At 63.2% G+C, this 15,295-nt stretch carries 15 protein-coding genes and 1 pseudogene; 11 read left to right on the top strand and 5 right to left on the bottom strand.

All coding sequences use genetic code 11. The features are described from left to right. Positions 1 to 161 precede the first annotated feature (161 nt). Together VA602_RS05105 and VA602_RS05100 are read left to right on the top strand one after the other, a co-directional pair. Positions 162 to 1,655: a methylenetetrahydrofolate reductase C-terminal domain-containing protein gene (locus VA602_RS05105; protein ID WP_323452665.1), complete on the top strand. Its 1,494-nt coding sequence runs from the start codon at positions 162 to 164 to the stop codon at positions 1,653 to 1,655. A gap of 87 nt (positions 1,656 to 1,742) precedes the next feature. Next, positions 1,743 to 2,699 carry an arsenic resistance protein gene (locus tag VA602_RS05100; protein ID WP_323452664.1) on the top strand — a complete coding sequence of 319 codons (957 nt, stop codon included), beginning with the start codon at positions 1,743 to 1,745 and terminating at the stop codon, positions 2,697 to 2,699. Between the two features lie 15 nt (positions 2,700 to 2,714). Here the strand turns inward: VA602_RS05100 and VA602_RS05095 are convergent, their stop codons facing one another. The 4 genes from VA602_RS05095 to VA602_RS05080 form a co-directional block, all read right to left on the bottom strand. Beyond that, positions 2,715 to 3,134, bottom strand: coding sequence for an organic hydroperoxide resistance protein (locus VA602_RS05095; RefSeq protein ID WP_063546643.1), 420 nt, complete (start codon positions 3,132 to 3,134; stop codon positions 2,715 to 2,717). An 82-nt stretch (positions 3,135 to 3,216) separates the two neighbouring features. Next, a complete protein-coding gene (locus VA602_RS05090) occupies positions 3,217 to 3,726 on the bottom strand; it encodes an HvfA family oxazolone/thioamide-modified RiPP metallophore (protein WP_323452663.1) in 510 nt (169 codons plus the stop codon). Positions 3,727 to 4,040: 314 nt separating this feature from the next. Then, the gene (locus tag VA602_RS05085; protein ID WP_323452662.1) at positions 4,041 to 4,970 is read right to left on the bottom strand and encodes a carbon-nitrogen hydrolase family protein; all 930 of its coding nucleotides are present in this window, start codon (positions 4,968 to 4,970) and stop codon (positions 4,041 to 4,043) included. A gap of 18 nt (positions 4,971 to 4,988) precedes the next feature. Continuing rightward, complete coding sequence (locus VA602_RS05080; RefSeq protein WP_323452661.1) at positions 4,989 to 6,305, bottom strand: MFS transporter; 1,317 nt, start codon at positions 6,303 to 6,305, stop codon at positions 4,989 to 4,991. Between the two features lie 80 nt (positions 6,306 to 6,385). On the opposite strand from VA602_RS05080, the gene VA602_RS05075 reads away from it, so the two are divergent. The 9 genes from VA602_RS05075 to VA602_RS05035 all read left to right on the top strand — a co-directional run bounded on the left by VA602_RS05075 (position 6,386) and on the right by VA602_RS05035 (position 14,959). Further along, on the top strand, positions 6,386 to 7,312 hold the full coding sequence (locus VA602_RS05075; RefSeq protein WP_323452660.1) for a LysR family transcriptional regulator: 927 nt from the start codon (positions 6,386 to 6,388) through the stop codon (positions 7,310 to 7,312). Positions 7,313 to 7,392: 80 nt separating this feature from the next. Beyond that, on the top strand, positions 7,393 to 8,205 hold the full coding sequence (locus tag VA602_RS05070) for an AraC family transcriptional regulator (RefSeq protein WP_323452659.1): 813 nt from the start codon (positions 7,393 to 7,395) through the stop codon (positions 8,203 to 8,205). A gap of 112 nt (positions 8,206 to 8,317) precedes the next feature. Beyond that, a complete protein-coding gene (locus VA602_RS05065; protein ID WP_323452658.1) occupies positions 8,318 to 9,136 on the top strand; it encodes an ABC transporter ATP-binding protein in 819 nt (272 codons plus the stop codon). Further along, positions 9,133 to 9,897 (top strand): ABC transporter permease, encoded by a 765-nt coding sequence (locus VA602_RS05060; protein ID WP_054893546.1) that lies wholly within the window; start codon positions 9,133 to 9,135, stop codon positions 9,895 to 9,897. Before VA602_RS05065 ends, VA602_RS05060 begins: the two co-directional genes overlap by 4 nt. Positions 9,898 to 9,924: 27 nt before the next feature. Beyond that, a complete protein-coding gene (locus VA602_RS05055) occupies positions 9,925 to 10,971 on the top strand; it encodes an ABC transporter substrate-binding protein (protein WP_323452657.1) in 1,047 nt (348 codons plus the stop codon). Further along, positions 10,968 to 11,852, top strand: a complete 885-nt coding sequence (locus VA602_RS05050) for a PhzF family phenazine biosynthesis protein (RefSeq protein WP_323452656.1) — start codon at positions 10,968 to 10,970, stop codon at positions 11,850 to 11,852. The genes VA602_RS05055 and VA602_RS05050 overlap by 4 nt, the downstream gene beginning before the upstream one ends. After that, positions 11,849 to 12,307, top strand: coding sequence for a RidA family protein (locus VA602_RS05045; protein WP_323452655.1), 459 nt, complete (start codon positions 11,849 to 11,851; stop codon positions 12,305 to 12,307). The genes VA602_RS05050 and VA602_RS05045 overlap by 4 nt, the downstream gene beginning before the upstream one ends. Before the next feature lie 242 nt (positions 12,308 to 12,549). Next, the gene (locus tag VA602_RS05040; protein WP_323452654.1) at positions 12,550 to 13,458 is read left to right on the top strand and encodes an NAD synthetase; all 909 of its coding nucleotides are present in this window, start codon (positions 12,550 to 12,552) and stop codon (positions 13,456 to 13,458) included. A gap of 1,051 nt (positions 13,459 to 14,509) precedes the next feature. Beyond that, complete coding sequence (locus VA602_RS05035) at positions 14,510 to 14,959, top strand: hypothetical protein (RefSeq protein WP_323452653.1); 450 nt, start codon at positions 14,510 to 14,512, stop codon at positions 14,957 to 14,959. A gap of 164 nt (positions 14,960 to 15,123) precedes the next feature. Here the strand turns inward: VA602_RS05035 and VA602_RS05030 are convergent. Further along, a pseudogene (locus VA602_RS05030) lies at positions 15,124 to 15,295 on the bottom strand (IS110 family transposase); the annotation flags it as partial.

Here is a 15,295-nt window from a genome sequence, read left to right as displayed (position 1 = left end):
GCAGCATCCAAGCAGCCCACCAGCTCGATGACAAAGCCCGGCTTGTATCCAGATGTAAACCGCGCAGCGTGTCTGTTTCAGATCAATGCCGTACGCTTGCAGACAACCCACTGCGCCCCCATCCAGCCACACTGTCATCCTGCCCGCACCCGGTACCCACCATGAGCCTGCTCAGACAAGCCCTGAACGACCAATCCTTCGTCTGCATCATGGAGTTCGTCCCCAAGCCTACTGCCCAGCGCTTCGCGGCGCTGGAGAGCATCATGGCGCGTGCGCAGTTGTGTGGTTGGCCACTGGCGGTGTCCATCGCCGACCGGGTCGGCAGTGCGCTCGACATGTCGCCGCTCGACGCCTGCCGCAGCTTCGATACACCGGTCCCGACCCTGCTGCATTTCTCCGGCAAGGACCGCGAGCGCCAGGACCTGCTCGCCCAGTTGCCGCGCATGGACGCCGCTGGCCTGGACCAGCTCCTGTTGCTGACCGGCGACCGCCTGCCCGGCCACACGCCGGGCCAGCGTCCGGTGCGTTACCTCGAATCCGTCGCAGCCCTGCAGATCGTGCGCCAGGCGCGCCCCGACTGGCTGCTCGGTGCAGCACTGAACCCGTTCAAATACCGCGAGGAAGAAGGCGGCGCGCAGTACTTCAAGGCCGAAAAGAAGCTCGCCGCCGGTGTCGACTTCTTCATCCTGCAACTGGGCTTCGACTTCCAGAAATACCGCGAGGCCATGCACTGGATGCAGCGCCAGCCCACGCCTCGGCCCATGCTCGCCTGCATCATGGGCCTGACCGATGGCCGCGCCGGCATGCTCGAGCATGTAGCGGGTGTCACCGTAAGCCCCGCGATGCGCGCGCTGCTCGCCGCCGAGGCAGCGGTGTCCAAGCCCCACGCCCGGCAGCGTGCCACCGAGCGCCTGGCCCTGCAGATCATCGGCCTGCGCCTGCTGGGTTACGCCGGGATCAACCTCTCTGGGGTGCACGAACTCGAACAGTTTCTCGAACTGGAACAAGCCCTGGAAGACTGGCTGCCACGCATCAACAGCCTCGAGCAGTGGCGCAGCGCATGGGACGCCGCCTGGCAGATGCCCGGCGTGGCACCGGTCACTTTCCACCCGCCCGGGTATCACTGGCAGCAGGGCCAGCGCCAGGTCCAGGCGTCGTTTACGGAAAAGGCTCGCTACCACTTGCTGTCGGCCATGCACCACCAGTTGTTCAGCCGCGAAACGCTGTTGAGCCAGGCATTCGGCTGGAGCGTGCGCCGCGCGCTGTGGTCGACACCGGCAGCGGCGCGGGTGCTGCACGGCGTGGAGCGCAGCCTCACGCGGCCGCTGGTCGGTTGCGACACCTGCGGGCAATGCCGGCTCGAAGACACCTTGTACATCTGCCCGGAAACCTGCCCCAAGGGCCTGGCCAACGGGCCCTGCGGCGGCACGCAACTGAACCGCTGCGAGTTCGGCGACCGTGAATGCATCCACAGCCGCAAATACCGCACGGCGGTGTCGGTCGGGCAGACGCACGTGCTCAGCGAAAAGCTGATCCCCTGCGTCGAGGTCAGTGGGCGCCAGCAAAGCTCCTGGCCGCGCTGGTTCGCCGAGCCCACCCCAGTGCAACCCGCAGCGCGTGCCAAGCGCCCACAACCCGAGATCGCGGACCTGTAGGCGCGACCCGGCAAGCCCTGGCACAGGGGGCCCGACAGCCTCTATCCTGAGCGGCCATCGCCCCATACTCGCCCACAGGACCGCCGCGTGACCCGAGAGCAACTTGAAACCCAGCAGATCCCCCTCTACTTCGCTGCCGTGGTCCTGGCCATCGCCGCAGGCCTGCTCGCCCCCGACACCGCCAGCCACCTGCAAGCGCTGGTGACCCCGGCGATTGCCGTGCTGATGTACGCGATGTTCCTGCAGATCCCCTTTCTCGACCTGCGTCAGGGCCTGGGCAACCGCCGCTTCATGGGCGCGCTGTTGCTTGCCAACTTCGTGCTGGTACCGATGCTGGTGTGGGCGGCCACGCGCGGCCTGGTCGAGCATCCGGCGATCCTGATCGGTGCACTGCTGGTGCTGCTCACGCCCTGCATCGACTATGTGGTGGTGTTTACCCATATCGGCAAAGGCGACTCGCGCCTGATCCTCGCCGCCACGCCAGTGCTGTTGCTGGTGCAACTGGCGCTGCTGCCGCTGTACCTGGCCCTGATGCTCGGTGCGCACAACCCGGTGGCACTGTCCATCGAGCCGTTCGTGGAAGCCTTCGTGCTGCTGATTGCCCTGCCGATGCTGCTGGCCGTACTCACCAGCGCCGGCGCACGCCGCTCGCAGGCCATCGCCCGCTGGAACGACGCCTGGGCGTGGATGCCGGTACCGGCCATGGCCCTGGTGCTGATTGCCGTGATCGGCTCGCAGATCGCCGTGGTGCTGGGCGACTTCCAGCGTTTGTTGCCGATAATTCCGGTGTACGTCGGGTTCGCGCTGCTGGCACCGCTGCTGGGGCTGCTCTCGGCGCGGCTGTTCCGACTGCAGGCGCGCGAAGCACGAGCGGTGACGTTCAGCGCCGCGACCCGCAATTCGCTGGTGGTACTGCCGCTGGCGCTGGCCTTGCCGGAAGACTTGCGGGTGCTGGCGGCAGCGGCGGTGATTACCCAGACACTGGTAGAGCTGGTGAGCGAATTGATCTACGTGCGGGTGGTGCCGGCAGTGGTACGAACCTGACGGGTGCCGCCCACCTCACACAATCACGAAACCCACTTCGATATTGCCCCGCGTCGCCTTGGAGTACGGGCAGATCTGGTGCGCCTCAGCCACCATCTTCTGCTTGTCCTCCTGGGCAAGCCCGGGCAAGTGCACCGTCAACTGAGCGGCCAGTGCAAAGCCGCCATCGGCGGTATTGCCCAGCGCCACATCAGCCTCTACCGCCACGCCCTCGGGCAGGCGGATGTCGAACTTCTGCCCCGCACGACGCAATGCGCCGATGAAGCAGGCCGACCAGCCGATGGCAAACAATTGCTCGGGGTTGGTGCCTGGACGTCCGGAGCCGGGCGGACTCAGCGGCAGGTCCAGCGCACCATCACTGGAGCGGCCGCGACCGTCGCGGCCGCCGCTGGTGTGAGTACGGGCGGTGTAGAGCGTGGTTGTCAGAGGGGTAATCACGGTGCATCTCCTTCTGGGCGATCAGGACGTTGCGCACGGCCCTCCCCGACCAAGGGTGCGGGAAGGGCGCGAATGGCCGTTACTGCTTGGCCTGGCTCAGGCGGCTGTAAAGGTCGGATGGGAACGGCTTGCCGTTGGCGTCGAACTGATGCTTGCGGAACTGATACACCTCCGCCTCGGACAGGTAACCATCGTGGTTGGCATCGATCGCATCGAATTCGGCGTTGGCCTTCGGCGCCACGGCCAGCAGCTCGGCACGCGAAACGCGGCCATCGTGGTCGGTGTCGGTGCGGGCGAAGGAGGCATCGCCGCACTTGCCTTCACCACACTTGCCCTCGGCACCAGTGGCTTTCGCCTGGCCACCGCACTTGCCCTCACCACACTTGCCTTCGGCCTTCGTGGCCTTGCCCTGGGCACCGCACTTGCCTTCGCCACACTTGCCTTCCGGGGCCTTCTCGTTGGCCGCAAGCTGATAGCCCTGCGGCAGTGCTTCAACAGCGAAAGCGGAACTGGTGACGTTGATACCGCCTGCCAGGGCGATGGCGAACAGGCCGATGCGAGCCTTGCTGGAAATCGGGGTATGGGACATGGCATTTCTCCGGATGTCAGTGCGGTCGTACCGCTGGGTTCATTGCCCCTAGGGCGAGAGCCGATGAACCGGGCCGCCTGGCCCCGTTCGTTCGGGTGGAGCCATTTGAACGGCAGCGTGTATCGGGGGCGTATCCGGGGAGGGAGGGATTTGTATGCAAGTACGCAGGATCAGGGATGAGATACAGGGCGATACAATCGCGGCCAATCGCGGGACAAGCCCACACAGATACGTGCGCTGAATCCAGTGTCAGCGCACGTATCTGTGGGAGCGGGCTTGTCCCGCGATTGGGCCGCAAAGCGGCCCCAACGATCTCAACCGTCGAAGCTCACCGCCCGCAACGGCGCGGTATTGACCTTCAGCTCGAACACATCCGGCCGCGCATAATGGCCCACCACATCGAAGTCGAGGTTGCCCTGGCTCAACTGGCTCATGTCCAGATCGGCGTAGAGTTCGGTCTCGCAATCGAACACCGGCCCCGCCAGTACTTCACCCAGCGGGCTGACGATCATGCTCCCTCCGCGCATCACGTAGTCGTCGTCGGCGAAGTCCAGCCCGAACGCCTCGCGGTGCTGCTGCGGATACTCGCCCAGGCGAATCGCCTGGCAGGCAGAGAGCACGAACACTCGGCCCTCCAGCGCCACATGCACCATGGAACTGGCCCACGACGGTCGATCGTCGGCAGTCGGTGCGCAGTACAGTTGCACCCCTTGTGCATACATGGCCTGGCGCAGCGCCGGCATGTAGTTCTCCCAGCAGATCACGCTGCCGAGCACACCGAAGTCGGTCTGCACCGGCTCAATGGTCGAGCCATCGCCGAAGCCCCAGATCAGGCGCTCCTGCCCGGTCGGCATGAGCTTGCGGTGATAACCGGCGATGCCACGGCCCGGCACAAAGGTGACAGCAGTGCAGTACAGGGTACGGCCGTATTGCTCGATGATGCCGACCACGGCAGTCACGCCGGTCTGCTCGACGCTTTCGGCAAACGCCGCAAGCTCCGGGCCGTCCAGGGCCACCGCACCCTCGACGTAGCGCTGGTACAGCGCGCGCCCGGCAGCACTGCGATTGCCCACCACGCTGCCGAACGCCGCGCCCTTGGGATAACCGCCAATGAACGCCTCGGGGAACACCGCAAGTTGTGCGCCCTGCTCCGCCACCCGCCGCAGGATGCCGGCGGCCTTCTCGACACTGGCCATCGCGTCATAAGGAACGGAAGCGGCCTGGATGATTGCTACACGGGTCATGATGACTCCTGTCTCTGGTTAGAAACGGCTGATGTCGTTGTCACGGGTTTCCGGCAAGGTCTTGCACAGCACCAGCAGGCACAGCAGCGAGACCCCGGCGAGGTAGGCAGCGGGCAGGTTGGCGTCGCCGGTCATGCGGATCAGCGCCGCGGCGATGAACGGCCCCGGGCCTGCCAGGATCGCCAGCGCCAGGTTGTGGCCCAGCGCCGCGCCAGTGGACCGGATCGAAGCCGGGAAGACTTCCACCAGCAGCACCACGTCCATCACCGCAGTGACCGCCACCAGCACACCCAGGATGATCAAGCCGAGCAGGATCGCCGCGCTGTTGCCGCTGTTGATCAACAGGAAAATCGGAAACGCCAGCACCGTCAGCGCCGCCGCGGCGCCCAGCAACAGCTTGCGTCGACCGATGCGGTCACTGAGCCGACCAATCAGCGGGTTGACGATCACGTACACCACCAGCGCGATGCTGCACAGCCACAGCGCCGTGCTGCGCGGCAGCCCCACGGTGGTGACCAGGTGGTTGTTGGCGTAGGTGACGAAGTAATACAGCGACACCCCGAACAATGCCGAAAAGGCAAAGGTGGTGATGAACGCCCGGCGCCGCACGGCCTTGCTCGGGGCCTGCGCCGAATCGCGCTGGCGCACCATCTCTTCGTACACCGGGGTATCGCCCAGCTTGCGGCGGATGAAGATGGCGATGCCGGTCATGACGATCGAGGCCACGAACGGCAGGCGCCAGCCCCAGGCCGTCAGTTGCGCGTCGCTGAGCGTGGTGGTGATGGTCGCGGCGACGAAGGTGCCGAACAGGAACGCCAGCCCGGCAGTCCCGGTGATCACACTGGCCGCCGTGGCGCGGCGATTCGCCGGCGCGCTCTCGACGATGTAGATGCCTGCGCTCGACCACTCGCCGCCGACCATCATCCCCTGCACGAAGCGCATGGCGATCAACAGCACGGGCGCGGCGATACCAATCGCCTCGTAGGTGGGTAACAACCCGATGATCGTGGTACACACGCCCATGCCGAACACTGTGATGATCAGCACCGCCCGCCGGCCGAAACGGTCACCGATCGGCCCCAGGATCAGCGCCCCAAAAGGCCGCGAGAGAAAGCCCACCGCGAATACCGCCAGCGACGACAGCAGCGACACGCCAGGCGCGCTGGACGGGAAGAACAGCATCCCGATCACCGCCGCGAAATAGCCGTACACCGCGAAGTCGAACCACTCCATGAAGTTGCCGATCCCCACCGCGATGGCGCGCTTGCGGATATCCACCTGCCCACCCCTGGTATGGGTATTGCTTTCAACCACGCTATGCGAAATCGTGCTCACCGGATCCACCTATGTGTTGTTATCTGTTGTGGGCACCAGACTAGAAACACCACCGACCACGGGGCAAACGATTAGGAAATATGAGCCGGATTAACGTACGTAATATTTCTCGGATCGACCTGAACCTGCTGCTGACCTTTCACTGCCTGATGACCGAACGCAGCGCCACCCGCGCCTCGGCCATGCTGCACGTGACCCAGGGCGCGGTGAGCTCGGCCCTGCGCCGCCTGCGCGAGCACTTTGGCGACGAGCTGTTCATCCGCACCGCCTCGGGCATGCAGCCCACGCGCAAGGCCATGGAACTGGCGCCGAAGATCACCGAGGCGCTTACTTCCATATCCGGACTTTTAGGTGCAGAACCCGACTTTTCGCCGCATGATTCCAGCTATGTCTTCAATATCGGCCTGTCTGACGATATCGAGGCCTGCCTTGCGCCGCGTATCGTCAACGCAGCAGCAGCCGAAGGCCTGGGCGTGACCTTCGCCTTCCACCAGAGCAACAGCTCGCTGTGGAAACAGTCGCTGCAAGATCCCGACATGGATCTGGTGATCTGCGCCGAACCCAAGGACTTCAACACCAGCTTTTCCTCACAGGTGCTGTTTTCCTCGTCCTACGCCTGCCTCTACCGCCCACGCAATGGCGCGGCAAACGAACCCATCGCACTGGAAGACTATTTCGCCGCCAATCATGTGCGAATTTCCTACGATGGCCGCCGCGGCTTCATCGACGACATGTTCGAGGCGGCAGGCTATGCGCGGCATGTCACCGCCTCGTTCACCCATTTCAGCGGTGCACTGAGCACTTTGATGAACAGCGAAGTGATCGCCACGATCCCCAGCTTCGCCGCCGAGAGCTATGCCGCCATGACCGACCTGACCGTGAGCCCGGTGCCCTTCCCGGTGCCGTCGTTCCGCTGCTTCATGGTCTGGGACATTGCCCGGCACAACAAATCGCATCATGAATGGTTGCGGCAGTTCATCGGCAACCTGGCCCAAGTCGTGCGGTAGCCTCCGGACCGACGGCTTTCGCCAATACCGCCGGCAGGATTACTATCCTGCCTTCAGCCTGACGTCCCTCGGTGTAGCCGATGCGCGAGATCTACAGCGTCTTCAATTCCAACGGGGCCTACGAAACCGGGGCGCACGAGCATGACGAGTTCATGCTCATGGTGCCCGAGCATGGGCTGCTGCGCTTCAAGGACGAACAGACTGGCCGCACCACCTCGGTGGTCGATCGCCAGTTCGTGCTGGTGCCGCCGCAGTGGAGCCACTCGTCGTCGTCGCTGACGGCAAGCCAGGGCCATGTGGCGTTCTATGTCGACCCGGACTACATGAACTTCGCCCTGCGCGATCTCTCAGGCGACGCCAATCGCCTGCTGCGCCTGCCCACGCTTGGCATCTGGCACGCCTCGGCGCCGCTGCATCACCTGCTGCTGACGAAAAAAGCCTTCAGCCAGCCCGATCCCTACATCGACCGCCGCCGGCAGATCACCCAGACCGACCACCTGCTGCTGCTCGAATGCCTGGCGATCTCGCTGAGCCAACCCAGCCTGCAACGCTCCTCCACCGAGCGCCACGGCGCGGCGCTGGTGCGTGATGTGCAGCGCTACCTGAACGGCAACCTCGACCAGGCCAACAGCCTCGACGAACTCGCCGCCGCCTTCCACATTTCCCGCCGCCACCTGACCCGCCTGTTCGCCCAGCACACCGGACTGTCAGTGCTGGCCTACCTGCAACAGCTACGCCTGGAGCGAGCGGGCAACCTGCTGCTGCACACGCGCCTTTCGGTACTGGAGATCGCCAACAGCGTCGGGCTCGAATCGCCCTCGCACCTGGCGCACCTGTTCCGCCGTGCGCACGGCTGCGCGCCAGACGAATTTCGCCGCCAGGCCCAGCACTGACGCCCTGAAACCGATGGCCCGATCACGCGCATGATCGGGCCTGATCGCGTGCGCCGCGATTTCCATTGCCCTGCATCCTGCCTCCCGTACACAACAACAAGAGGACGGGGCCGTGAGGCGAGAACCCTTCATCAGCTTTGCCGGAGTGCAGAAGCGCTTCAAAGTGAACGGACGCGAATTCGTGGCGGTGCACAGCGTGTCGCTGGACATCCAGCGCGGCGAAATCATCACCTTGGTCGGCCCATCCGGGTGCGGCAAATCCACCTTGCTGAACATGACCGCCGGCCTGTTCGGTCCCAGCGAGGGGCGCGTGCACTACGACGGCGCCGAAGTCAAAGGCGTGAACACCCGCGTCGGCTACATGACCCAGGCCGACCACCTGCTGCCATGGCGCAGCGTCGCCGGCAACATTGCCGTGCCGCTGCAGATTCGTCGCCAGCCCAAGCGCGACATCGAACGACGCGTCGAGGAACTGCTGGCACTGGTAGGCCTGAGCGGCTTTGGCGCCAGCTACCCCAACCAGCTCTCCGGCGGCATGCGCAAGCGTGCGGCGATGGCCCGCCTGCTGGCCAGCGACCCGGAAACCCTGCTGATGGACGAGCCGTTCGGCGCGCTCGATGCGCAGATGCGCCTGTCGTTGCAGACCGAACTGCTGCGCCTGTGCAAGCAACTGAACAAGACCGTGCTGTTCGTCACCCATGACGTCGATGAAGCCATCGCCCTCGCCGACCGCTGCGTGGTGTTCGCCGGGCGCCCCGGCACCATCGACCACGTCATCGACGTGCCACTGGCGCAGCCGCGCAACCTCGTGCACCTGCGCAGCGACCCGCACTACGTCGAACTGTGCGCCGACCTCTGGCAACGCCTTGCCCCCGAGATCGCCGGCGCTGCCGATCCTTCCTCGCTGACCCACGCCCTGGAGGCCCCATGATTCAGGTCTATCGCTTGCTGTTTCTGATCGCATTGCTGGTGTTGTGGGAAGGCATCTCCCGCGCGCTGGGCGTCGAGTTCTTCATCAGCCGGCCAAGCGCCGTGGCCGCCAGCCTGTGGAAGATCCTGCTCAACGGGGTGTTCTTCTACCATGCCGGCATCACCACCCTCGAAGCACTGCTGGGGTTCTTCTTCGGCGCCCTCGCCGGGCTGCTGGCCGGGCTGGCACTGGGCCGGGCAAAACTGCTGGCCGATATCCTCGACCCGTTCCTGACCGCCTTCTACAGCCTGCCGAAAGTTGCCCTGGCGCCGCTGTTCATCCTGTGGTTCGGCATCGGCCTGCCGATGAAAGTCATCCTCACCGCTGCGGTGGTGTTCTTCCTGGTGTTCCTCAACACCTACAGCGGCGTGCGCAACGTCTCACGCGAGCAGTTGACCATCCTGCGCCTGATGGGCGCCGGCGAGCGCGACCTGCTGAGCATGGTGGTGATCCCCTCGGCGTTCACCTGGGTGTTCACCGGCCTGCGCCTGTCGGTGCCCTACGCGCTGATCGGCGCGCTGGTGGGTGAAATCATCGCCGCCAACCGCGGCCTCGGTTACCTGCTCTCGGACGCCGCCTCGCAGTTCGACACCGCCGGAGTATTCGCAGCGCTGGTGGGCATCGTCGCCCTGGCATTGATCCTCAACACCCTGGTCAAGCTGGCCGAGCGCCGCTTGATGCCCTGGAAAGCCAACGACGCCGACCGCGAAGTCGCGGTCTGAGCCTGCCCACCTTATCGGAGAACCCTCATGTTCAAACGACTGCTCAAGACCGCGCTGCTCGCAGGCACCGCGCTGTGCGTCCTGGCTACCAGTGCGGCCGAAACCACCAAGGTGCGCCTGGCCTTCCCCAGCGAAGGCTTCCTGTATGTGCCGATCTACGTCGCGCAGCGCTCGGGCTATTTCGCCGACGAAGACCTGGACGTGGAAACCATCGTCTTCCAGAAAGGCGGCTCGGCAGCGCTCACCGCCGTGCTCGGGCGCGATGCCGACATCTATGTCGGCCTGCCGGCAGTGGCCATCCGCGCCCGCAGCAAAGGCCAGAAGGTCCAGGCCTTCGCCTCGGTGCAGACCCAGTTCGGCACCACGGTGGTGATCGACCAGGCCAGCGCCAACGCCGCCGGAGTGACGGCGGCCTCGCCGGTCGCCGACCGTGCCCGGGCGCTCAAGGGCCTGAAGATCGGCGTGACCGGCCCCGGCAGCACCACCGACATGCTGGTGCGCTACCTCGCCAAGGATGCCGGCCTGCGTCCCGACCAGGACATGACCCTGATGCCGGTCGGCGGAGCACCGAACATGCTCGCGGCGTTCTCTCAGGGCAGTATCAACGGCTTCTCGCTGTCGCCACCGACTGTCACCACGGCGGCGCAACAGGGCGGGTTCGTGCTGATGGACCTGGCCAAAGGCGAATACCCGCCGTTGGACGGCTTCCTGTTCACCGCTATGATCGCCCGTGAAGACTGGCTCAGTGGCAACGCCGACACCGCCCGCAAAATGGTTCGGGCCCTGTGGCGCGCCGAGCAACTGATCGCCAACGCCCCGGACCAGGCCCGCGAAGCCGTGCGCCCATACTTCGCCCACACCAGCGCGACGATCTTCGATGCCGCCTGGGCCGCCTCGCTGCCCTCCTATCCCGCCACACCCGCAGTGGAACGCGCCGGCATCGACAAGAACATCCACTTCATGAATGCCGTCGAAGCCGAGCCGGTCAGCGTCGACCCGCAGTCGGTCTTCACCAACGCGATCGTCGAGGCGGTAGCCCCCGAACTGTCACAGGCGCGAGGAGCGCAACAATGACCCCCGAAGTCCACCTGATCAACGTGTTCCCCGCCGCCAGCAACGGCGGCAACCCCGCCCCCACCGTCGCCCGCGCCGACGGCATGAGCGACGCCGACATGCAGGCCGTGGCCCGCGCCTACGGCCACGAGTGCGGCTTTGTCTGCAGCCCGCCGCCAGGTTCGGACTACGATTACGCCCTGCGCTTCTGGGTGCCCAACCACGAAATGGAAATGTGCGGCCACGCCACCGTCGGCGCCATCTGGCTGCTGGAACACCTGGGCTTGCTGAGCAAACGACAGCTCGAACTGTGGACCCTGAGCGGTCGCGTGCAGGCCCAGGTCAGCCACACGCCCGACGGCGCCATCCAGGTCGAGATCACCCAGCCCAAGGGCCAGGTCGAGCCGCTGACAGCGCCGGACATCGAAGCCGAGATCCTCTCCGTGCTCGGCATCAGCGCCAACGAACTCGCCCCGCTACCGATCCAGAACGCCGCCACCAGCCGCGTGAAAACGCTGGTCCCGCTCAAGAGCGTCGCCGTGCTCGACAGCCTCAAGCCAGACTACCGGCGCATCGAGCAACTGTGCGAACGCATCGGCTCGACCGGGCTGTACCCCTACGCCGTCCACGACCTCGCCGCCCGCCAGTTCGACGCCAGGCAATTCCCCAAGTCCTCGGGCTACCCCGAAGACGCCGCCACCGGCATCGCTGCCGCCGCCCTAGCGTTCGGCCTGCTGGAAAACGGCCTGGTAAGCGCCGATGACCGCCCTCTGCAGGTGCGTCAGGGCCGCGCCATGGGGCGCCCGTCGCAGATTGCCCTGCGCTTTCGCCGCGATGAGCAGGCGCAGGTGCAAGGGCTCTGGCTCGGCGGCCCGGTGAGCCTGGCGCAGGAGGTCGCATGAGCCCGCGCGAAAAGCTGCACAGCCTGGGCCTGAGCCTGCCCGAAGCGCCCGCGCCCAAGGGTGACTACGTGCCGGTCGTGGTGCACCAGCACGTGGCCTATGTCAGCGGCCAGGTGTGCCGCCTGGAGCGAGACGTCATCACCGGCCCCGCCCGTGCCGACACTCCCGACCAGACCCTCGCATTGGCCGCGAACACCTGCGTACTGCGCGCACTCAGCGCGCTGGAACAGGCTATCGGCGACCTGGGCAAGGTCGAGCGCGTGCTGTTCATGCGTGGGTTCGTCTATGCCGAAGATGGGTACGAGCAGTACTCGAAGGTGCTCGACCACGGCTCGCGCCTGCTGATCGAGGTGTTTGGCGAACGCGGCCGGCATGCGCGCTCGGCGCTGGGGGTGGCGGGGTTGCCGAGCAGCGGTTTGCTGGAAGTGGAATTGGTAGTGGCTGTACGCGGGTGAAGACTGCCGCTTCCGGGGCCATCCGCCGGAAGCGGCATCAAGCACAGACTGACCTGCCCCATATGGATGATTTGCACACCTGCAGGAGCGGGCCAGCACGCCCCTGACAGCCCTCAGCCGACAGATATCTCGGAACGGTCTGACATACTCCCCAATGCCGCCTTCTTATGCTCGCGGGTCCCTCAATCGCGGGCTAGCGGCTGACCCAACGGTCTCTCCTGACGCCCCGCTCAGGACCCGTCATGCCTCGCCCGCCCATCACGGAAATAGGTGGCAACCCGTTCAAGCCTTTCGCCCGAGAGCGGATCGAAAGTTCGATCGATCTTCCCAAACTGTATGCCGCAATCGACCGCGATCCCGCCATCGTTGGGGCGGGGGTGGTTTATGTCGATGTTCATTACAACGCGGTTACCTTGCGGGCGTTTCAGCCTGTTTGCAGTGTGCTGCCGAAGAGGGTGCTGCTGCAGGAACTGCCTAGGCCGGTTACGGCTGAACAGTATCTTGAGCAACAGGTGAAGGATCCGCGGCAGTCCCGGTTGTTTTCGGATATTTGGGATGCGGGGTTGGCGTGTACGGGGGCGATCATTGGGGTGGTACTGATGGTGTCAGGCGGTGCGGTGAGTGTTTTCACTGGTGGCATTGGGGTTGTGATAACTGTAACTGGTCGTGCAGCTGTAGTTGCTTCGGGTTTCCAGTGTGCGATAGGTGCATCTCGAGTTTATCTGGAGCTGCAACAACCAAAAGACAATGATGAACTAGACGGTCAAACATGGTTCAAGATTGTTTCTCCTCTTCTCGACACTATAGCCCTGCTTGGAATTGCCGGTTCCTCTTTAAATACGATCAAATATCTCCAAGTTCGCAAGCGAGCGTCTGGCCTGGGATGGTTTGCTTCGAGCAGAAGCCTGAGCCGCCAGCAACGCAAAAATTTGATGACTGAGATACTTTCCATTCGTCATCCATCATTAACGAGCAAGCAGCTTAAGCTCCAGCAGCGCCTTGGTGTTTTGCCCAAGCGCTATACACCCGTACAGATGCAGAAAGCGACCACAGAGCTTATTAGAGAATCCATCAATAACGGTATTGGCCTTGCCAGCAGTGAGAAAATTCGGAACCTGGCGATATTATTGGTTGAGGGGATAATGGAATGATGTTTCTCACAATCCCATGGGGAAAGTTTATAAAGCGCTTTTTTCTTATTAAAGCTTTAGGTGCGCTCCTTACGATGATCGCCATCGCATTCGCGTGTGGAGTGACAGCCGATCTCTGCTTTCGCAGGCACCCCAACCAAATTGAATACATGTTCGCTTTGATGATGGTGTGTTCAATTGTCCTGGGAAATGCTCAATATTCCGTGGCCCGTGGTAGATCAAGGGGCACTTGCTGGATCATGGGAATGCTGGTGATGTGCCTCGTAGCTAGCGGAATAGGTTACTTCGAACATGGTATGAGACTCGTTTCGCTAACAGGCATGCTCTCAGCAGCATTAGCCCTTGCCTGCTACAACAGCCGTCGCTATCGCCAAATGTGCAAAAGGCTTCAAGTAATACGGCGAATGCGCGAGGAATGGATCGCCTATGAAAAGCTCCGTCGGTAGCTCAAACCCAATCCGTGTAGGAGCGGCCTCGTGTCGCGAAAGGGCCGCAAAGCGGCCCCGGCAATTCCAAAGCAGATAAAAAGACTCTCGGAGGTAATCACGATGCAGGCCAGTGGCATCCGGAATTGGCTGCGCCAAGTTCGCAGAAGCAATGCCTGGACATTCCTACTTGTGGCAATCCTACTGGTAGTAAAAGCTTGGGCCGGCTACCAGAGCTTTCTCCATGGGGCCGAATTACGAGCCCGCGCAGCAGCCAAAGCCAAGGCGGCCCAAGTGACACCGGTAGCACCACCGCGAAGTCCACCGAGAATCGAAGTCACCTCCCCCAAGGGCATCAGACCCGAAACGATCAAAGCCATAGAGCAGGCAATCCGTCGCTGATAGTGAGAAACAGTCAGCGCTTTAGCCTGGGTAGACGCTTGTACCAATCGACCACCTCCTTGCAGAACGATCTGAAATGTCCACCGCTGCTGAATGCTTATGATCGCGAGCCTCTCAACCACGGGCTATCGGCTGACTCCACAACCTCTCGTTAAGCCCCATAAACATCATGTTGAACGGAATGGTCAAAATCTTGTAACAACGCAAATCAAAGAGGGCAGCGAATGGTGTTTCTCACATTTCCCTGGAGAAAATTTTTCAAACGCTTTTTCCCAATCAATGCACTAGGCGCGCTTCTGACGATGTTGACCGTCCCGATAGCGTGTGGAGTATTTACCGATATCTATTTCCCTAAGCACCCCCACTACCTTGAATATATTGTCGCCATGCTTGGACTGTGTGGCGTTGTGCAGGGCAGTGCTCAGTACTCCGTTATTCGCGGTAGAACAGGAGCGACATGGTGGATCGTGGGGATGCTAGCCATATGTCTTATTGCCAGCGGTAGAGGATATTTCGAACCTGGCATGAAGTTGATATCGCTGACTGGCATGCTCTTCGCCACCTCGGCCCTCGCCTGCTACAACAGCCGCCGCTACCGCCAAATGTGCAAAAGACTTCAAGTAATCCGACGAATGCGCGAGGAATGGATCGCCTATGAAAAGCTCCGTCGGTAGTTCAAACCCAATCCGTGTGGGAGCAACTGTCTTGCTCAACATCTAAAGACCAGCCCAATCCCTGTGGGAGCGGGCTTGTCCCGCGAACACGGGCGTAGCCCGTGCCAGGCAGCGCGGTGTCTTTTTCGCGGGTAAACCCGCTCCCACACGTACGGCGTTCGAATTTACGCCGGTGTTGCGCTCTTGCATTGAGGCAAGTCCACATCCTGCCAGGGGGTACCCGTTCTTAGCATCGCATTGAGTCGTACGATGAAAACTCTCATGCAGGCCACAAGCGCGACCTTGGCTGCCTTGCCCCTTTCACGCAGTGCTTGGTACTTCGCCTTGAGCGAGGGG

Source organism: Pseudomonas machongensis (assembly GCF_034961125.1).
GTDB lineage: Bacteria > Pseudomonadota > Gammaproteobacteria > Pseudomonadales > Pseudomonadaceae > Aquipseudomonas > Aquipseudomonas machongensis.
This window is presented reverse-complemented; position numbering and strand designations above follow the sequence as displayed.